General features: G+C 59.0%; 22 protein-coding genes and 1 other RNA gene. 11 read left to right on the top strand and 12 right to left on the bottom strand.

All coding sequences use genetic code 11. The features are described 5' to 3' along the window. Positions 1-45 precede the first annotated feature (45 nt). Entirely contained in the window at positions 46-591 is a 546-nt protein-coding gene (locus HCG46_RS02855) for an adenylate kinase (RefSeq protein WP_209009290.1), read from the top strand. An 85-nt stretch (positions 592-676) separates the two neighbouring features. Here the strand turns inward: HCG46_RS02855 and HCG46_RS02860 are convergent, their stop codons facing one another. Then, positions 677-1,093 (bottom strand): hypothetical protein, encoded by a 417-nt coding sequence (locus HCG46_RS02860; protein ID WP_023000537.1) that lies wholly within the window; start codon positions 1,091-1,093, stop codon positions 677-679. 119 nt (positions 1,094-1,212) lie between these two features. On the opposite strand from HCG46_RS02860, the gene HCG46_RS02865 reads away from it, so the two are divergent. Further along, positions 1,213-1,791: a TetR/AcrR family transcriptional regulator gene (locus HCG46_RS02865; RefSeq protein ID WP_168684518.1), complete on the top strand. Its 579-nt coding sequence runs from the start codon at positions 1,213-1,215 to the stop codon at positions 1,789-1,791. A gap of 22 nt (positions 1,792-1,813) precedes the next feature. Here the strand turns inward: HCG46_RS02865 and HCG46_RS02870 are convergent, their stop codons facing one another. The 3 genes from HCG46_RS02870 to miaA all read right to left on the bottom strand — a co-directional run bounded on the left by HCG46_RS02870 (position 1,814) and on the right by miaA (position 4,158). Continuing rightward, positions 1,814-2,359, bottom strand: a complete 546-nt coding sequence (locus tag HCG46_RS02870) for a GNAT family N-acetyltransferase (protein WP_168684520.1) — start codon at positions 2,357-2,359, stop codon at positions 1,814-1,816. 80 nt (positions 2,360-2,439) lie between these two features. Continuing rightward, the gene (locus HCG46_RS02875; protein WP_023000534.1) at positions 2,440-2,979 is read right to left on the bottom strand and encodes a GNAT family N-acetyltransferase; all 540 of its coding nucleotides are present in this window, start codon (positions 2,977-2,979) and stop codon (positions 2,440-2,442) included. A gap of 210 nt (positions 2,980-3,189) precedes the next feature. Then, complete coding sequence (gene miaA, locus HCG46_RS02880; protein WP_353621807.1) at positions 3,190-4,158, bottom strand: tRNA (adenosine(37)-N6)-dimethylallyltransferase MiaA; 969 nt, start codon at positions 4,156-4,158, stop codon at positions 3,190-3,192. On the opposite strand from miaA, the gene serB reads away from it, so the two are divergent. Beyond that, the gene (gene serB / locus HCG46_RS02885; RefSeq protein WP_023000532.1) at positions 4,142-5,032 is read left to right on the top strand and encodes a phosphoserine phosphatase SerB; all 891 of its coding nucleotides are present in this window, start codon (positions 4,142-4,144) and stop codon (positions 5,030-5,032) included. The genes miaA and serB overlap by 17 nt on opposite strands. Positions 5,033-5,495: 463 nt before the next feature. Here serB and HCG46_RS02890 read toward each other — a convergent pair whose 3' ends face one another. The 6 genes from HCG46_RS02890 to HCG46_RS02915 all read right to left on the bottom strand — a co-directional run bounded on the left by HCG46_RS02890 (position 5,496) and on the right by HCG46_RS02915 (position 10,674). Continuing rightward, the gene (locus HCG46_RS02890; RefSeq protein ID WP_031269138.1) at positions 5,496-6,983 is read right to left on the bottom strand and encodes a DegQ family serine endoprotease; all 1,488 of its coding nucleotides are present in this window, start codon (positions 6,981-6,983) and stop codon (positions 5,496-5,498) included. 131 nt (positions 6,984-7,114) lie between these two features. Further along, on the bottom strand, positions 7,115-7,300 hold the full coding sequence (locus HCG46_RS02895) for a DUF2065 domain-containing protein (RefSeq protein WP_023000530.1): 186 nt from the start codon (positions 7,298-7,300) through the stop codon (positions 7,115-7,117). After that, complete coding sequence (locus HCG46_RS02900; protein WP_023000529.1) at positions 7,297-8,232, bottom strand: protease modulator HflC; 936 nt, start codon at positions 8,230-8,232, stop codon at positions 7,297-7,299. Before HCG46_RS02900 ends, HCG46_RS02895 begins: the two co-directional genes overlap by 4 nt. 2 nt (positions 8,233-8,234) lie before the next feature. Continuing rightward, positions 8,235-9,428: an FtsH protease activity modulator HflK gene (gene hflK, locus HCG46_RS02905; protein WP_023000528.1), complete on the bottom strand. Its 1,194-nt coding sequence runs from the start codon at positions 9,426-9,428 to the stop codon at positions 8,235-8,237. Between the two features lie 232 nt (positions 9,429-9,660). Next, positions 9,661-10,134: a GNAT family N-acetyltransferase gene (locus tag HCG46_RS02910; protein ID WP_023000527.1), complete on the bottom strand. Its 474-nt coding sequence runs from the start codon at positions 10,132-10,134 to the stop codon at positions 9,661-9,663. Positions 10,135-10,155: 21 nt separating this feature from the next. Then, entirely contained in the window at positions 10,156-10,674 is a 519-nt protein-coding gene (locus tag HCG46_RS02915; RefSeq protein ID WP_168684522.1) for a dihydrofolate reductase, read from the bottom strand. Between the two features lie 150 nt (positions 10,675-10,824). On the opposite strand from HCG46_RS02915, the gene HCG46_RS02920 reads away from it, so the two are divergent. The 3 genes from HCG46_RS02920 to HCG46_RS02930 all read left to right on the top strand — a co-directional run bounded on the left by HCG46_RS02920 (position 10,825) and on the right by HCG46_RS02930 (position 13,345). Next, entirely contained in the window at positions 10,825-11,199 is a 375-nt protein-coding gene (locus HCG46_RS02920; RefSeq protein WP_168684525.1) for a TfoX/Sxy family protein, read from the top strand. Continuing rightward, positions 11,196-11,879 carry a DUF2461 domain-containing protein gene (locus HCG46_RS02925; RefSeq protein WP_168684527.1) on the top strand — a complete coding sequence of 228 codons (684 nt, stop codon included), beginning with the start codon at positions 11,196-11,198 and terminating at the stop codon, positions 11,877-11,879. Before HCG46_RS02920 ends, HCG46_RS02925 begins: the two co-directional genes overlap by 4 nt. Positions 11,880-11,986: 107 nt before the next feature. Beyond that, complete coding sequence (locus HCG46_RS02930) at positions 11,987-13,345, top strand: GH1 family beta-glucosidase (protein WP_168684529.1); 1,359 nt, start codon at positions 11,987-11,989, stop codon at positions 13,343-13,345. A 221-nt stretch (positions 13,346-13,566) separates the two neighbouring features. Here the strand turns inward: HCG46_RS02930 and HCG46_RS02935 are convergent, their stop codons facing one another. Beyond that, a complete protein-coding gene (locus HCG46_RS02935; protein ID WP_168684531.1) occupies positions 13,567-14,637 on the bottom strand; it encodes a serine hydrolase in 1,071 nt (356 codons plus the stop codon). A gap of 162 nt (positions 14,638-14,799) precedes the next feature. Between HCG46_RS02935 and HCG46_RS02940 the strand changes: the two genes are divergently transcribed. Then, complete coding sequence (locus tag HCG46_RS02940; RefSeq protein WP_168684533.1) at positions 14,800-16,185, top strand: multicopper oxidase family protein; 1,386 nt, start codon at positions 14,800-14,802, stop codon at positions 16,183-16,185. Positions 16,186-16,197: 12 nt separating this feature from the next. Here the strand turns inward: HCG46_RS02940 and HCG46_RS02945 are convergent, their stop codons facing one another. Continuing rightward, positions 16,198-16,992 (bottom strand): thymidylate synthase, encoded by a 795-nt coding sequence (locus tag HCG46_RS02945; protein ID WP_023000520.1) that lies wholly within the window; start codon positions 16,990-16,992, stop codon positions 16,198-16,200. A gap of 156 nt (positions 16,993-17,148) precedes the next feature. On the opposite strand from HCG46_RS02945, the gene ssrA reads away from it, so the two are divergent. From ssrA to HCG46_RS02965, 4 genes are all read left to right on the top strand, one after another. Then, positions 17,149-17,518: a transfer-messenger RNA gene (gene ssrA, locus HCG46_RS02950) on the top strand. Positions 17,519-17,692: 174 nt separating this feature from the next. Next, positions 17,693-18,268, top strand: a complete 576-nt coding sequence (locus HCG46_RS02955) for an SspB family protein (RefSeq protein WP_023000519.1) — start codon at positions 17,693-17,695, stop codon at positions 18,266-18,268. A 17-nt stretch (positions 18,269-18,285) separates the two neighbouring features. After that, the gene (locus tag HCG46_RS02960; protein ID WP_168684535.1) at positions 18,286-18,564 is read left to right on the top strand and encodes a DUF4169 family protein; all 279 of its coding nucleotides are present in this window, start codon (positions 18,286-18,288) and stop codon (positions 18,562-18,564) included. Positions 18,565-18,570: 6 nt separating this feature from the next. Then, a complete protein-coding gene (locus HCG46_RS02965; protein ID WP_152506015.1) occupies positions 18,571-18,804 on the top strand; it encodes a ribbon-helix-helix domain-containing protein in 234 nt (77 codons plus the stop codon). Positions 18,805-18,827 lie beyond the last annotated feature (23 nt).

The raw sequence follows: 18,827 nt of genomic DNA on the forward strand, positions 1-18,827 counted from the left end.
CCGGTAAGGTTCAGGAGGCTTTGTTTTGTCGGGGAGGACAAACGGGTGGAAAGCCTTGGCACAGACGGAGAGATGAAGCGCGTGGTGATCGCCGGATGCCCGGGGGCCGGCAAATCCCGTGCGGCCCGAACCTTGAGCGATCTGACCGGCCTGCCCGTCATTCATCTGGACAGTCATTACTGGCAACCGGGTTGGCAGCGCCCTTCCCCCGAAGTCTGGCGCGCCACCATGAAAGAGCTGATCGCTCGCCCGCGCTGGATCATGGACGGCAACTACGGCAGCACCCTGGACCTTCGCCTGAAAGCAGCTGATACGCTCATCTATCTCGATTTTAAGACGTTTCTCTGTGCGACGAGAGTGCTGAAGCGCTCCATTCTCGGCCGCGGCGGCACCCGCAGCGGCGAATTGCCGGATGGCTGCCTGGAGCGCTTCGACTGGCCGTTTTTCAAGTTCGTTCTGAACTACAGGCGGACGCGGCGGGAACGTGATCTGGAAAGCATCAGGGTGTTCTCCGGAGTGAGCCATGTCTTCATCCGTCCACGCCAGTTGAAGCGATTTCTCGGCTCACTCGAGAGCGGACCGGTTTCCTGAATTCTCCCGTTACCTGCCGGCAAAAAGCCCCTGGAGCCGCCAAAAGGGCCGCAGAAGCGGCCCCTTTTCAATCCGTGTTGTGACGTCAACCCTGCGAAATCCGTTCGGAAAGCTGGCTGTTGGTCATGGCTTCGCCGTCCAGGTTCCAGGTTCCGTCCACAGTGTGCACCACGTTTGAATAGATGCGGTCCCGTGGCAAACGACCTTCTGCCGCCGCGGCGATGATGTCTGTTGCTTCCTTGAAGAACCCGACCTGAACGTCCCGCGCAGCCAGGGCAAAACTTGGCGTCTTGCATTCCAGCCAGGCCCCTTCCACCGGCTCGCCGCCGGACAGCGCCCCGTTCTTCGGCAGTGCCTGTATCTGCATGGTCACGTTGGGGGTCATGACCTTGTTGCCGCCAAGCCCGTGCCATTTCAGGAAGGCTTCGGTGATTTTCCTGCCTGCTTTCAAACCGGCATCTTCGCTCATCACGCCCTGGGTGTAATTGAGTGCAAGTGGCATTTCCGTTCCTCTCGATTAAATATAACGTTCGTTATATTTTCTAACGCACTCTATTTATGTAACGATCGTTATGAAGTCAACAAAATATATAACGATCGTTCTTTAATCGAGAGAACCGCATGGCAAAACAACAACTTCGCAAGGCAGAAACCCAAAAAGCCTTGCTCAACGCATCAAGCAGGGCCTTCCGGAGCGAAGGATATTCCGGGGTTGGTGTCGACGCGATCGCAAAGGCAGCGGGTGCTACTTCGGGTGCATTCTACGCGCACCTGGGATCAAAGGACGGGGCCTTTCATGCCGCGCTGGAACAGGGACTGGACGAAGTAATCACCACCATTCCTGACTACCGGGAACGTTTCGGCGACAAATGGGTCGAGGCATTTGCACGGTATTATCTCGGCACGGCGCATCGACAGGACCGCGCCTGCGGCTGTGCGATGACCGCACTGTCGCCCGATGTCGCACGGGCCAAGCCTGAGACCCGCAAACTCTATGATGACAAGATGCAGGAAATAGCGTCACTCGTTGCCGAGGGGCTCAAGGAAGGCACCCCGTCTGAACGGCGGAACCGCGCCTGGGTTTTTCTCAGTCTCCTGATTGGAGGACTGACCACGGCACGGGCCATGTCGGATGAGGCCCTTGCCGAAGCCGTGACAGCGGCCGCCCTGCCCGCCGCCTTGCAGGCTGCCGGCGTTTGATGGCGACCAATCGCTCAGGCGATCAACCGCCCGTGCCAGGCTCCAGAGACTGAAGATATTGCCGGCGCGTGATCCGGTAGAACCGGCAATGCAATCCGTGCTTTCGTATTTCCCGCCAGAAACGCAGTCCTGCCTTCTGCATCACCCGCTGCGAAGCCTTATGTTCCGCAACTGCATAGGCAAGCATGTGATCGTTCTGTGTCGTGTCGAAGAACCAGCCGACAAGAGCCCGCGCGATCTCGCTCGCATAGCCCTTCCCCCAGGCTGACCGTTTCAGGCTGTAGCCAAGTTCATAACCTTCCGGGTTCCTTTCGAACGAGAACCCCGCCCGGCCGATAAAGGCTCCCTCAACCGTCTCCAGTTTCCATTTGGACATCCCGGTGACCCGGTGATCGCCGACGTAATTCGCCAGCCGCCGGCGCACTTCCTCCGGATCCATGATCGCCGGTCCCGGAGACAGATAGCGATTGACCTCAGGATCTGAATGAAGGTCCTGCAACAATGGGAAGTCATCTTCGGAAAAAGGCAACAGGCGCAGCCTGCCTGTTGTCAGAATGGGTGTGTTCAAATGGGTCACTCTCAAAAAAAGGGACCGTGGCAGACACGGTCCCGACGCATTTCTCGAGGTCCCGTAAGCCCCGAAAATGCCTAAGCACTCATGAGATAGGATTGCATGGACGGGCTCAAGAGCTGAAACACGTCCGCCTGCATACCTTCGATAACTTTGCTCTCGCGGTGATAGAAACCGTTGCCCTTGACCACTTCTCGCATGGTCCGGTTGTCGGTGCGCACGACAGCGACCAGATGGGAAAAATAGGTGTTTTCGAAGAACCAGTCTGACAAGGCGGCACAAAGGCGCTTGGGCAGATCCGGGTCCTGATCCAGCACGTCGAGACGCAGGCAATAGTTCAGACTGATCTCGGAAGTTTCGCTGACAGGCGTAAACCCGGCCCAGCCCAGAAATGCCCCATCGGAAGACACCGCCTTCCACTTGGCAAACCCGAGGTCGTCCTGGTTCTGCTGAGCAGAGCGCACCAGTTCTTCCGCATCAACGACGGTGCAATTGGTGGAATATTCTGTACATCGGTTGCCGTAAGGATCGGAGTGAAGATCTTTGACGAGATGAATATCGGTTGGCTTGAAAGGGACGAGCCGCACTGAACCGCATTCGAGTATGATCGTCTGCACCGTGACCTCCCAGTCTAGGATTTCTTCAGGCCTTACAAGCGGCAGCGAATCCCGCCACCGAACGCATGTTAGCCATGTAACCCTGAATTGTGCCATTGCCATGGCAGACAAAAGTATAAGATCAATTTTGACAAAAATATATTCGCAATACCAAAGAGTTACGCTCAAACCACTGCTGCACCGCACACATCAGAAGTTGACGCTGAGCCGTCAAACCGTTCGGAGAAAGGCCTCCATCTCAATTAGGTTTGAAGGATCAACCCGTTGCCAATCCGACATCTGGTTGCGAAACCAGGTTTCCTGACGCTTTGCGTATTGACGCGTTGCAACAGTCAGCCTGTGGATGGTTTCTGCATAATCGGCTTTTCCGGCAAGATAGGCGCCAAGTTCCGGCACGCCGATTGCCCTCATCGCTGGCAACTTATCCGATAGGCCTTGTTCAAGCAGCGCCCGCACTTCATTGAAGCCTTCTTCGCAAACCATCAACCTTGCCCGTTGCTCGATACGTTCATGCAGCCAAGGCCGCGGCGGTGCCAGAACGATCCGGTGACACGCCTGCGGCTTGAGAAGAGGCGATGACTGGGCGTGCTGTTGCCACGTCTTCAGAGGGCGGCCGGTTGCCAGCAGAACCTCCAGTGCACGGGCAAGACGTTGCGGATCAACCAGCGCCTCGGCAGACTCAGGATCTCCCTCGGCAATCAGGTGCTGCCTCAAGCCTTCCACACCCTGCGTGTCGGCGATGGATCTCGCGCTGGCACGGATCTCTTCCGGAATGCCAGGCATTTCCGCAAAGCCTTCCGTAAGCCCCTTGAAGTAGAGGCCGGTGCCACCGACGAGGATAGGCATCTGGCCGTTTCCCCAGGCATCTAGCAGTTCCCGTTCCGCCAGGCGCAGCCAGTCGCCGGTCGAAAAGGCAGTCGATGCAGGCAACACGGCGTATAGCCTGTGAGGTGCTTCAGCCTCCTCCGCCACGCTGGGGCGTGCACTCACCAGTCGCAAGTCTTCGTAAAGCTGCATGGAATCTGCATTCACGATGACACCATTCAGCCTTTTGGCCAGCGTCAACGCCAAAGCGGACTTGCCGCTGGCTGTCGGCCCGGCTATCAGAATGGCGCGCCTGGCAGTTGCGGGCGTGCCGTCATCGTCGTCCAGGGAACCGTCCATGTCTTTTGTTGCCACTTTGGTATCCACTCCTGCTGCGCCTGCAGTCGACGAGGATCTGGTTCGGCAGGCATCCGACGCACTCGGCGTTACCGGAACCTCGACACGTCTTTCTGCAGGTGTCGCAGCGGATATCCGCTTTGAGGGTCTGGATGCAAGTGCCGCGGACGGTATCTTGCGCGAAGTGATCGGCCGTGCCCCCGTCGACGTCTTTGTGCAGAAGGAAGCCGGCCGCCGCAAGCACCTGCTGATCGCCGACATGGATTCCACCATGATCCGCCAGGAATGCATCGACGAACTGGCGGCTGAACTTGGCCTCAAGGATCGCATATCGGAAATTACCGAGCGGGCGATGCGCGGCGAGATCGATTTTGAACCGGCCCTGCGCGAACGTGTTGGCCTTCTCGCCGGATTGCCGGTGTCGGCCATCGAAACGGTGCTCAGCAAGCGGATCCAGCTGATGCCGGGCGGCCGCACGCTGGTCCAGACGATGAAGGCGAACGGCGCTTACTGTGCCCTTGTTTCCGGTGGCTTCACCCATTTCACATCTGCTGTCGCGACGCTGATCGGTTTTGACGAGAACCAGGCCAACACGCTGCTGGAAGTGGACGGAAAACTGTCAGGCAAGGTCGGAGAACCGATTCTCGGACGCGAAGCCAAGCGCACCCGCCTGGAATATCTCGTCGCGGAGCGCGGCCTGGAATTCGCAGATACGCTTGCGGTCGGAGATGGCGCAAACGACCTTGCCATGATCGAACGTGCCGGAGCCGGTGTCGCTTACAGGGCCAAACCGGCAGTCGCCGCCGCCGCCGACTTCCGCATCGACCACGGCGACCTCACAGCCCTGCTCTACCTGCAAGGCTACGCGGAAAGCGATTTCGTTCTGAGTTAAGGCGCGGGCCTGCGGCAATCCTGATTTGAGCGGTTTAGAATCCTCGCCTCGCGTGGGCGGTTCTTCCTGTCTTTCAAGGAATGAACCTTTCGACGGAGTATGCAGCCCATCCTTCGAGACAGGCCTCAAGCCTTCCTCAGGATGAGGGAGAGTGTGTGGGGATACCGAACACAAAACTCTTCGAAGTGGTTAGGCCACACACTGTCAATTCGCCCCACGGCACATCCAACCCGCCAAGGTCACCAGCATCCTCCAAGCCCCCAACTCCGCCCCACCACCAAACTCATCCTGAGGAAGCACGGAGCGCTGTCTCGAAGGATAGGCCCCTTGCTCCAAAGCATCCCCCTTCCCGTTCCAGACAGACCTTCAGCCATCTTCAGGAAGAGCGTGCAGGAGATTGAAAGCAGAAAAAAAGGGCGCCTCACGGCGCCCTTCTGCATTCAGCTTCCGAAGTCCGGAAGGATTACTCGTCTTCGATCCGCACCGGAACGAAGCGGACATCACCCGTCGGATTGGCCAGCAGAAGCAGGGCCGAGCGGCGGTTGTCCTTTTTCAGCTTGTCGATCTCGGCCATGACGTCTTCCGGCGTCTCGACCGTTTCCTGAGCGACTTCCTTGATGACATCGCCAGCCATCACGCGCTTTTCCTCCGCAGAGGTGCCTGGCTTCACTTCCGTGACCACAACACCGCTGACGTCTTCATCGATGGAAAACTGCTTGCGCAAGGCGTCGTCCAGAACGGCAAGCGACATGCCGAGCACTTCGCTCTTTTCGACCGGCTTTTCCGCAGGCTCTTCTTCCTCGGTTGCGCTGGCTTCGGTCACCTCGGTTTCAACGAGCTGCTCGAGGATCACGCTGATGGCGACTTCCTCGCCCTTGCGCAGAACCGTGACTTCAACTTCCTTGCCGATTTCAGTTTCCGCCACCATGCGCGGAAGTTCGCGCATCGTGTCGACATCCTTGCCGTCGAACTTGATGATCACGTCACCCGGTTCGATTTTCGCCTTGGCCGCCGGACCATCGTCGGTCACACCGGCCACCAGCGCGCCCATGGCCTTGTCCATTGCCAGGCTGTCGGCAATCTCGTCCGTGACTTCCTGAATGCGAACACCCAGCCAGCCGCGGCGGGTTTCGCCGAACTTGCGCAGCTGATCGATCACGTTCATGGCGGTGTTGGCCGGGATCGCAAATCCGATGCCGATGGAGCCGCCGGACGGCGAGATGATGGCCGTGTTGATGCCGATCACGTTGCCTTCCATGTCGAACAGCGGTCCGCCCGAGTTCCCCCGGTTGATGGAGGCATCCGTCTGGATGAAGTTGTCGTAGGGACCGGAGTTGATGTCGCGGTTTCGTGCCGACACGATACCGACGGTCACGGTGCCGCCCAGACCAAACGGGTTGCCGATCGCCATCACCCAGTCGCCAACGCGAATAGCGTCGCTATCGCCGAAACTGACGGCCTTCAGCGGCGTGGTCGGCTCCACCTGCAGCACTGCGAGATCGGTTTTCTCGTCGGTGCCGAGGAGCGTCGCCTTCAGCTTGGTGCCGTCGTTGAAGTTGGCGGTGATTTCGTCCGCCCCTTCGATAACGTGATTGTTGGTGATAATGATGCCGGCTTCCCCGTCGATGACGAAGCCAGAACCCAGCGACTGAACCCGCCGCGGCTGGTCGTCGTCCCGGTTCTGCCGGTTGAAGAATTCTTCAAAAAACTCCTGGAAGGGCGAACCTTCCGGAACCTGCGGCATCGGCACCGAACGGCGCCCCTGCACGGTTTGAGCGGTGGAAATATTCACCACTGCATCCGCGAGACCTTCCGCCAGATCCGCGACGGACACAGGTCCTTGTGCGTATGCTGCCTGGATAGGCTGAAAAGCTGCCATTCCACCGATTACGATGCCCGCCGCGACTGCGGCGATCCTGGTCATCCGACGGCGAATACTTAGTGGAGCCATAGGGCTTTCTCCTCATCCCAGCCGGTTGGACTGCAGTCAGAATGCTGACAGTCGATGGGTTTGTTCCGGTCCTTGGTTCAGAATATAGAACGGGCGGGAAGATTTTGCGCCTCCCGCCCGAAAACTTTTCGTTATCCGCGAATGATCCACACAAGAAATACGCCGATAACCGCCACGATCAGGCCAGTTGCCCGCAAGGTCTGGTCCGGTGTCTCCAGCGCGCTGCGCATGATGGACTTCATGCCACCGGGCACAAGCGCGTAGAGAACACCTTCAAGCACCAGGACCAGGCCGAGCGCCGTTACCAGTTCGCTCATTGTGCAGCGAGCGACGGATTCCGGTCGGATACGCCCTGACTACCGTTTCCATCGGCACCCGGAGCCGGCAAGATACCGGTCGGGTCCTTGAAGAAGCGGAAGAAGCTTGAATCAGGCGACAGCACCAGGCTGGTATCGCCGGACCGCAATCCTGCCTCATAGGCCTGCATGGACCGGTAGAAGGCGAAGAATTCCGGATCGGCACCGAATGCCTCGGCAAAGATCCTGTTTCTTTCAGCGTCACCGGTACCACGCATGATTTCCGAGTCACGGCGTGCTTCAGCAACAAGAACGGTCGCGTCGCGATCCGCACGGGACCGGATCCTACGGGCTGCTTCTTCACCCTGTGCACGGATTTCCGTGGCTTCCTGCTGACGCTCGGTCTGCATACGGGCATAGATTGCCTGCGAGTTGGCGTCCGGCAGATCCGCACGGCGGATCTTCACGTCGATCACCTCGATGCCGAGCTGTTCGGCATTGGCATCGATATCGCGGCGAATGTTTTCCATCACGCCGGTACGGTCGTCGCGAACAAGAGCCACGAAGCTGGTACGGCCAACTTCCGAACGCAGCGAGGACTGCAGGAACGTCGACAGGCGCCGGTTGGCGGTCTGGATATTCTGGACACGCTGATAGAACAGCACCGGATTGGAGATCTGGTACCGCGCGAAGGCATCCACGATCAGACGCTTCTTGTCCGAGGTGATCGGCTCAAGCGGCGGCATGTTCAGGTTCAGGATGCGCTTGTCGAAGTAGACGACGTTCTGAACGAACGGGATCTTGAAGTAGAGACCCGGTTCCTTCTTCGGCTGTTCGACGATCTTACCGAACTGCAGGACAAGCGCCTGCTGGGTCGGATTGACGATGAAGACCGAGAGATAGGCGACGACCGCTGCGATCAGCAGGACGATTGCAAGAATACCACTACGCATGATCAGTTGCCTCCCGCGCGCTGTGCAGGGGCGGTCTGACGCCCGTTCAGGTCATTCAGCGGCAGGTACGGCAACACGCCGGAGCCTGTCGAGTCGCTGTCGATGATGATCTTGTTGTTCGAGCCCAAAACTTTTTCCAGGGTTTCGAGATACAGACGCTCACGGGTCACGTCCGGTGCTTTCCTGTATTCTTCGTAGATCTTGGTGAAACGCTGGGACTGACCGGTTGCCTCGGCAATGGTCTGGTCCTTGTAGGCGTTTGCCGCTTCCAGAACGCGTGCTGCTTCACCGCGCGCTTCCGGAACCACCCGGTTGGCGTAGGCCTTGGCCTCGTTGCTGATGCGCTCTTCGTCGGCGCGTGCGGCCTGCACGTCGCGGAAGGCGTCGATAACCTGCGCAGGCGGGTCAACGCGCTGCATCTGGACTTCGCCGATCTCGATACCCGACTGATAGCTGTCGAGTGTCTTCTGCATCAGGCTGGCAACGTCGTTCTGGATGGAAACACGGTTTTCCGTCAGGATGGAGTCGATCTTCGATCCGCCGACCACCTCACGCATCGCGCTTTCGGCCACGGCTTTCACGGTCGCTTCCGGATCCTGGATATTGAACAGGAAGTCGGCAATACCCTCGTTGGTATTCCGGATACGCCACAGGACCTTGAAACCGACGTCGACGATGTTTTCGTCGCCGGTCAGCATCAGGCTTTCTTCCTGAACGTCGCGTGCGCGCACAACGCCGGAGCTGCTGACGTTTTCTTCGGTGCCAACAGTGGTTTCGCGCTGCAGTTCGACTTTCGGGGTGTAAACTTCACCGATCGGATAAGGCCAGTTGTAGTTCAGGCCAGGAGGGGTCTGATCCTCGACCTTGCCGAGTACCAATTCGACACCGACCTCGCCTTCATCGACAACATAAAAGCCGAAGGCCAGCCAGACGATAAGCGCCACGCCGACCACGATCCCGCCGCCGATGAAACCCAGGCCGCCGCCGCCACCGCCCGGAAGGACGTTGCGCATGCGGTCTTGTGTACGTTTCAGGAGCTCTTCAAGATCGGGTGGGTTTCCGCCTCCACGGTTGGAGCCTCCACCCCACGGGCCGTTGCCGTTACCGCCGCCGCCACCGCCGCTGCCCCAAGGGCCGCCGTTGTTTCCGCCACCTTTCCAGGGGCCACCGCCACCTGACTGATTGCTCCAAGGCATCAAAACTTCCTTCTTTGTCGTCCGGCACGTTATCCTGGACAGGGATTTTCACCCGTTCTGACTCACCGTTGGTTATAGGGAGGTTACCGTATGCTTTCAACGGAAAGCCCCACGTAAAAACCTCCCAAAACCCGCGTGTTCCCGTGCCGCAGGTGGTGGTAAACGGAGAGACTGTCAAGACCGACGGAACATTTGGCCGCACCCCGCCGGAATTTGCCCCGAAAAGACGGGCTCAGTTCACGTTGGCGGAACGGATCATGTCGACATGCAGAATACCGTCCTCGATGTATTCTTCAGACACCGTCGCAAAGCCCAGGGAGCCGTAGAAAGCCTCCAGGTAAGCCTGTGCGGAAACGTGGATCTCACACCCGGGAACCAGGGCCTCCGCCTTGTCGATGCCGGCTTGCATCATGAGACGCCCGAGCCCGCTCCCCCTGCCTGCCTTGGCAATGACCACCCTGCCGATGCGGGCACGGCCCTGCTGCGGTTCTGTGAACAGGCGGATTGCGCCCAGAAGCGCTCCGGCCTCCTCGTCTTTGATGAGGTAATGCAGCGCCGTCTGGTCCTTGCCGTCGATGTCGGCGTAAAAAGATGCCTGCTCCAGAATGAATATATCCTGGCGCAGTTTGAGCACTCCATAGAGGTCGTTGAGGCTTAGCTCATCGAAAGTGGCCCATCTGGCCGTCAGATTGGCGGGTAAACTCATGACAACGGATCCGATAGGTATTCAAGCCTTGCGGCGGTAGGAGACGAAGGTGAAATCTGCGCTGTCGCGTTCGGTGCGCTCGCCCGGCTTGCGACCGACTTCCTGCCACACCGCCGGATCGATGTCCGGAAAGCGGGTGTCTCCCGCCGGCTGAGCGTCCACCTCGGTGATCTCGAGACGGTCGGCTTTGCCGATCGCCTGGGCATAAAGCTGCCCCCCGCCGATGCACATGACCTGGTCGACACCAAGATTTGCGGCCAGTTCCACACCCCGCCGCAGCGCCTCTTCGAGGGACGTCGCAGCTTCCGCACCTTCCGGTGCATATTGCGGATCCCTGGAAACAATCACATGCGGACGTCCCGGCAAGGGCTTGCCGCCGAACGACAGAAACGTCTTGCGCCCCATGATCACCGGCTTTCCAAGCGTCAGCCGCTTGAAATACTTCAGATCCGACGGCAACCGCCAGGGCATGTCGTTATCGGACCCGATAATCCCGTTTCGTGCCACCGCGGCAATCAAGACAAGTTCCGGCAAAGCCATCTCCGAATCCGGTTTTCAATTCCTCAAACGCCTCCTAGCATGGAAACGTGAGCCAGGAAAAATCGCAGACATTTTTCTTGCCAGGCTGTCGGATAAGCGCCCCTTGGCACGTCCTTGAAACTGGACCGCCACGACCAGGAGACTTTCGGAATGTCCGACCTGATGGAAACCGTCTTGATCGAACGCACCCGCGCGTTGATCCCGGATGAAAATGTCGAGCAAAAGCGCATGTTCGGCTCCACCTGCTTCATGGTCCACGGCAACATGCTGGTCTGCGCCTCCAAACGCGGGCTGATGGCACGTGTGGGAACCGCACAGCAGGAAGAGGCGGTAGCAAGGCCCTTTGCCTCTGTCTGCAAGATGGGTGGCCGGCCCATGCCCGGCTTTATCCGGGTCGAGCCGGAGGGGATCGAAAGCGACGAAGACCTGAAGAGCTGGATCGATATGGCCAGATCCTATGTCAGCGCACTGCCGCCCAAGACTGCCAGGCCTAATAAGCCGAAAACCGGAAAGACGGCAAAATGAACGGCTCCGGTTTTCAGCCAGAAACCTTCCGCTTTCTGGAAGAGCTTGCCGCTAACAACACCAGGGACTGGTTTGAAACGCACAAGGCCGATTACCAGCGCTTCGTCAGGGATCCGGCCGACGCGGTTCGCGGCAGGCTTGCCGAAACGCTCTCGCGGCTTTGCGGACACAACCTCACCTCGAAACAATTTCGCATCAACAGGGACCTACGCTTTTCCAGGGACAAGACACCCTACAACACCCACGTCCGCATGGCCTTCTGGCCGCAGGACACCGCTTTCCAGGGCAAGGACGCGCAACCGCCCAGCTTCTTCCTGTCCGTGGAAGCCGATCATGTGCGCACCGGCGCAGGGTGCATGCGGTTTTCAAAACCGGTGCTCGGATCGTTTCTCCAGACACTCGAGACGGACAACGGCGAGGACATCGGAGATCTGATCGAGCATATGACGGCTGCCGGGTTTGAAATGTCCGCCCCAGATCTTGCCAAGGTTCCTCGCGGCTTTCCCGCGGACCACCCGCGCAGTGATCTCGCCCGGCACAAGGGCCTCGCCGTTTGGCGAGACGTCAGCGACATCGGGTCGCTTCAGGGGGCAAACGGCCACGAAGCGATTGCAAGGCTCTTTGAACCTGCACTCCCCTTCTGGCGCTGGCTGATGACACTTCACGCGCACCGGACCTGACACATTGGCTGCGGAGAATACGCAGAACGCAAGACGAAATCACTTGATCCAAAGCGCTTTGGAAACTATGACCATCGCATTCGCGTTTCCACTCCAGATGAGTTTCCATGGCACTTCCCAAAGACATTGCGCTCCGTTTTCCCGGCGACTTTCTGTACGGTGTTGCAACCGCGGCCTATCAGATCGAGGGCGCAACCAGCGAAGATGGCCGCAAACCCAGCATCTGGGATGCCTTTTCGAAGATGCCCGGCCGCGTTTACCAGAGGCATTCCGGAGACATGGCTTGCGACCATTATCATCTTTGGGAAAGCGATCTGGATCTGATCAAGTCACTCGGCGTCGACGCCTACCGATTTTCCATCGCCTGGCCGCGCATTCTTCCCGATGGCCGAGGCCCGGTGAACGAGAAGGGTCTCGACTTCTACGACCGGCTGATCGATGGCATGGTTGCCCGTGGTCTGAAGGTCTATCCGACGCTGTACCACTGGGATCTGCCGCTGACCCTGGCGGGCGATGGCGGCTGGACCGCCCGCAGCACGGCAGAAGCGTTTGCGGACTATGCGGAGATTGTCGTCAAACGGCTCGGCGACCGGATGGACGCACTGGCGACCATCAACGAGCCCTGGTGCATCTGTCATCTCAGCCATCTCTACGGCATCCATGCTCCAGGAGAAAAAAGCATCGAGGCGTTCGCAGCCAGTGTGCACACACTGAACCTGGCACATGGCCTGGGCGTTCAGGCTGCCCGGTCCGTAAAGCCGGACCTGCCGATGGGCATCGTCATCAACGCCCATTCCGTCTATCCGGTCAGCGACACACCGCAGGACAGGCAAGCGGCAGACCGGGCCTTCCAGTTCAACAACGGCATTTTCTTCGAACCGATGTTCGAGGGCAGTTATCCGGCGGATGTGCTCAGCGCCTTCGGCGACCACATGGACATTCGCGACGGTGACCTTGAAACCATTCACCAGCCTCTCGACTGGTGGGGGCTGAACTACTACACGCCGCTACGCGTGAAAGCAGACACCAATGCCAGCGCGGTCTATCCAATGGCCGAGACGGTTCCCCCAACTCCGGGGCCGGAGCTGACCGATATCGGCTGGGAAGTCTATGAAAAGGGCCTGTCGGATCTCCTGAAGGATCTCGACACCCGTTACCCGCTTCCGGACTGCTACATCACTGAAAACGGTGCCTGTTACAATGACGAGCCGCAGGACGGTGTGGTCAACGACCAGCGCCGGATCGACTATCTGGAAAAACATTTCGGTGCCATTGCCGATGCACGCGAGGCAGGTGTTCCGGTGAAGGGCTATTTCCTCTGGAGCCTGATGGACAATTTCGAGTGGGCCGAAGGCTACAAGATGCGCTTCGGTATCGTTCACGTGGATTATGGCACCCAGGTCCGTACGCTGAAGAACAGTGCCCTGTGGTACCGGGACTTCCTGGAAGCGCATCGGCAGGGGTGAAAGCGCTTCGAGCTTTCACCCTGCATTGCGGATCAGTGGAACCAGCACGCACGCTTAACTTAACCTAGCCTCCTCTCCCCTCCTCCTGAGGAGCGAGCCTGCTCGCGTCTCGAAGGATGGGCGGCATATTCAGCGTGTGGGGCCCATCCTTCGAGACAGCGCTGCGCGCTTCCTCAGGATGAGGATGTATTGGTGTCAGGATCAGGCGTTCAAAGGCAAGGCTACGCTTCCCGTAAATTCGCCAGAATGATCTCGCTCCAGACCCGGGTCGGAGGGATCCAGGCGGACCAGTCGTTGTAATTGCCGGAATAGATGACGGCCGCAACATCGGCCTTGGGGCACAGCCAGAGCCGCTGGCCACCATTACCGAAGCCCGCAAACCAGCGTGTCGGGCCGCCAAGAGCCGGAACAGGAACCTGGCCGCAAAACCAGAAATAGCCGTATCCCGGTCCTTCGCTGGTTTCGATGATTGGCTGCAGTGAAGCCCGGATCCAGGCTTCGGGAACGATCTCCCGGCCCTGCCAGATACCGTTGTCAAGAACGAGACGTCCGATCTTGAGCAGATCCGGCGCAGCCAACCTCAGCCCGGATGCCGGCGAATAGGCCCCGTCCCGGCCGATAGACCAATCGAACTGCGTTATGCCAAGTGGCGTAAACAGGCGTTCCCTTGCATAATCGGCCAGCTTCTGCCCCGTTCCCCGTTGCAGGATTTCGCCCACCAGCGCGGTGGCTCCGCCGCTGTAGATCCATCGGGTGCCGGGGTCCCCCACCAGCGGCCGCTCCAGAATGTAACGGTACCTGTCCGGGGCCATTTCCATGGCGATTTCGCTGTTTTCCGGATCGGTATAGGGACGGGTCTCGTCCCACTCCATGCCGAGCGACATGGTCAAGGCGTGCTCCACGGACCGCTCCATGCGTTTCGGATCCGCGGCAAGGTCGGCATATTCGGGAAAAAGCTCCAGGACCGGCGTATCGAGCGTCGGCACCTCGCCCCGCTCCAGTGCAATGCCATAGAGCAAGCTGACGATGGATTTGGTGATAGAACGCAGGTCGTGCAGGGTCTCGGGGCCGAAGGTTACCTCACCGATCGGACGGCCCCAGTTTTCGTCCTCTCCCTTGCCATAACTTTCCAGAACCGTCTCACCACTGCGTTCTGCAATCACGACATGAAGATGCGGCAACAAACCTGCCTCGGCACCGGCGCAGAGCTTGCGGCCAAGGGACGTATCGAACCCGCGACGCTCGGCAGCTGCCGCATGGGGTGAGAGCGAAAGACCGTCGGTTGACTTCATGGAGAGCTCCCTTGCGTGAAACCTGGAGGAAGTGTCGGCAGTTTCATCGCCAAATGCGAGCGTTATTTGAAAGGTTTATTGCCGTGCGAGGAGCTTGACCTTCCACCAACTGGAACCACCATAGTGAAGGGGAGAAGCAACTTGCGTCAGGAAGGTGGGAGAGTGGATCGGCGTTCGTTCTTGAAAGCATCGGTGGCAGGAGGTCTTGCCGCCTTGTCACCAGCCATTGCTCTGGCAAAAACGGAAGAAAGTTTCTTCGACCTTGCGGCGGTCAAGGGACAGGCCCGACTTTATGGCGAGGATGGCGGCCTCTCGGATCTCTGGCTCTACAACGACCGGCTGCCCGGTCCGCAGATACGGGTCAAGCGCGGCGAACGCGTCAGAGTGCGCTTCACCAACAACCTCGACGAACCCACCTCGGTCCACTGGCACGGAATCCGCATCGACAATGCCATGGATGGTGTTGCCGGCCTCACCCAGCCCCCCGTCGCCCCCGGTGAAAGCTTCGACTACGACTTTGTCGTGCCGGACGCAGGCACCTTCTGGTACCACGCCCACAACATGAGCTGGAACCAGGTGCCGCGCGGCCTCGCGGGCGCACTGATAGTCGAGGACGACGAGCAGTCCTTCGACCCGGATTGCGACATCACGCTGATCCTCAACGATTGGCGTCTGGACGAAAACGGTATCCTGGAAACCGCAAGCTTCGGTGCCATGCACGACTTTGCCCATGCCGGACGTCTGGGCAACTGGCTCACCATCAACGGTGCTTCGATGCCCGACATTGCGTTGAAGAAGGACCGCTGGCACCGGCTGCGCCTGATCAACGCCTCCACGGCGCGTATCCTTGATCTGGCTCCGGCGCGGTTTGGTGCGAAGATAGTCGGGCTTGATGGGCAGGCCTTTGACACCGCGCGGGAGGTCGAGGGCACTGTGCAACTGGCGCCGGCACAGCGCATGGATCTGGTGCTACGACCTCAGGAAACCGGCAAGCTGCCGTTCGAGATGATGACCGGCAAGCCGTTCACCTTCGCCAACTTCGTCGTCTCGGAAACCGAAAGCGAAGACCTGCCACTCGTGCTGCCACCGCCGAACCGGTTGCCGGAACCCGATCTGAGCTCTCCCTGGGAACTGCCATTAGTGATGGCGGGTGGAGCCATGGGCGGCATGCAGTCGATGATGAGACACGGCGTCGAGATGGACATGCGCCAGATGATGTCCGAGGGGCTCTTCTGGGCTTTCAACGGTGTGGCTGGTATGGAAGATGATCCGATGTTTTCCGCCAAACGCGGCGACACGATCCTTCTGGAAAGCCGGAACGACACGGCTTTCCCGCATGCGATCCACCTGCATGGCCATCATTTCCGCGTCATCGAGCGCGATGGCACGAAACTGGAGAACCCCGACTGGCGCGACACCTTCACAAGCCAGCCGCGCGAGACGGTCAAGATCGCCTTTGTTGCGGACAATCCCGGGAAATGGCTGATCCATTGCCACATGCTCGGTCATGCGGCATCGGGCATGATGACCTGGTTCGAAGTGAGCTGAAACAGCCGGTGGCTAGACCGCGATCGGTGCGGCAATGTGCGGGAGCGGGTCGTAGCCGGTCAGTTCGAAGTCTTCGAACTTGAACGCAAAGAGATCCGTGACATCCGGATTGATCTTCATTTCCGGCAAGGGCCGCGGCGAACGTGTGAGCTGCTCACGGGCCTGATCGAAGTGGTTGGCATAAAGATGCGCATCACCGAACGTGTGCACAAAGTCGCCGGGCTTCAGGCCGGTCACCTGGGCCACCATCATGGTCAGCAGCGCATAGGAGGCGATGTTGAAGGGCACGCCCAGGAACACATCCGCCGACCGCTGGTAAAGCTGGCAGGAAAGCTTGCCGTCAGCCACGTAGAACTGGAACAGCGAATGGCACGGCGGCAGCGCCATCTCGTCAACCAGAGCCGGGTTCCACGCCGAGACGATCAGCCGCCGGCTTTCCGGGTTCGTCCGGATCATCTTCAGCAGATTGGCGATCTGGTCGATGGACCTGCCGTCCGGCGCCGGCCATGACCGCCACTGGTAGCCATAGACCGGCCCGAGATTGCCGTTCTCGTCTGCCCAGTCGTCCCAGATCTTCACCCCGTTTTCTTTCAGATACCGAATGTTGGTATCGCCCGCGAGGAACCACAGCAGCTCGTGAATGATCGACTTCAGGTGCAACTTCTTTGTCGTGACACAGGGAAAGCCTTGCGAGAGATCGAAGCGCATCTGGTGGCCGAAGATCGAGCGCGTGCCCGTTCCGGTCCTGTCGCCCCGATCAACGCCTTCGTCCAGGATTTTCGACAAGAGATCGAGATATTGCTGCACGGCGGAAGCCTTCGCGGTCAGGAGATCTGGAGTTTGTGGTTAACTTGGCAGATTTTTCCGAAAAGACAGCCCCTCCCCCGCACTTTCCCCAACTTGGCACGTGCTGTGGAAGAATGGCCATGAGCCAAGCCGGCAAACGACATGCTTTGCCAGAAGCCTCTTTCATTTCAGGGCCGAAGACCTTATATCAAGGCTGCTGGTTCGCCAGCTATGGCAATAAATGGTCAGTGCAATAAACCTATCGGACCCGGGGGCGGTACCCGGCGCCTCCACCCAAGCCCATGGGGCTAAGCTATGGAAACTCCATGGGTTTCGGCGGGGGCGAAATAGGATCGACGAGGGCGTAAAGACTGTGCTTTTGCTCGGCATTGTACCACCGTTATCGGGCTTTCTTAATAGTTGCAAATGACAACTATGCTATGGACAACGCTGTCGCAGCGTAACGCTGCGCCGGTAGTCCACTAAGTCCTTTGAGGTAGCACTCACGGGCGGGGTTCGGAGGCACCTGGCAACAGAAGCCTCCACTTGATCTTCCCATGTATTTGCAGCGTCCTACATAGGTTGCATGACCAATGAGCGATGATTGCCGGGTTGCACACATTAATCTGGGTTCACTTGGAAAAGAGCCTTTTCTTTTTGATCTCGGCCCGTCAATGTGCTCCTGATAGTGGACTTTTCCAGCGAGATTCGACGAAAACCGATGTCTGAAGACCTTCTGCGATACGATATTCTGATCCAGGACGCGCTGCGTGGAGCGGTGAAGAAAATACTTGCCGAAGTCGGTCGTACCGGGCTGCCCGGAGACCATCACTTCTACATCGCGTTCGACACCAATGCCCCTGGCGTGCGCATTTCCCAGCGGCTCAAGGAGCGCTATCCGCAGGAAATGACCATCGTGCTGCAGCACCAGTTCTGGGATCTTGCCATCGGCGAACATGCGTTCGAGGTTGGCCTGTCCTTTGGCGGCGTGCCGGAAAAGCTGCTGGTGCCTTTTTCTGCCATCAAGGGTTTCTTCGATCCGTCCGTACAGTTCGCGCTGGAGTTCGATCCCGGCAAGACGGCGGAAGAACTGCCGGAAGAGCTGCTGGAAGCCGTGGAAGAACTTGCCAGGGCCGAGCAGGAACATGCCGATAACGAAGCCAGGCAGGACGACGGCGCAGGCGACAAGGAAGCTGCAACTGCAGACACCAAGGCGAAACCTGCCGTGCAAGCTGCCGAAAGCAGTGACGGTGGCGGCGAAGTCGTTTCCCTGGATGCATTCCGCAAGAAGACCTGAGATCGGGAGCCTTTCCCATGAGCGCGGAGATCATCAATCTGCGCATGGTGCGCAAGCAGAAGAACCGTCAGGACAAGGAAAAGACGGCCGAGGACAACCGGCGCAAGTATGGCCGGTCCAAAGCCGAACGTGAGGCGGCCCGCCAACGCCGGGAAACGCTGGATGCCCATGTCGACGGGCATCTTCTGGAAAAACCTGACGGCCCGGATGCCGAACCATCCGATAAAGCAACAACAGACGCGGACAAAACCGAAGCCGAACCTTCTGGCCCGAGCTCTTCCGGCGATCGCGGCTGACCGCCAATGGCTCTGTTAAAGCGCTCCCTCTCCCTTCATGGCCACCGCACCAGCCTCGCGCTGGAACCGGAATTCTGGGACGTCGTCGACGCCTACGCCGACGCCGCGAACAAGTCCCTCGCCGGACTGATTGCCGAAATCGACGACAACCGCGACCCCGATGATCCGCTCTCTTCCGCTGTCAGGATCTGGGCCTTGAAACGGGTCCAAATGGAAGCTGGTCTGATTTCGGAGGGATGAATGGCTGACAATCTGATTTCCAG

The sequence above is a fragment of the Labrenzia sp. PO1 genome (assembly GCF_012273635.1).
GTDB lineage: Bacteria > Pseudomonadota > Alphaproteobacteria > Rhizobiales > Stappiaceae > Roseibium > Roseibium algicola.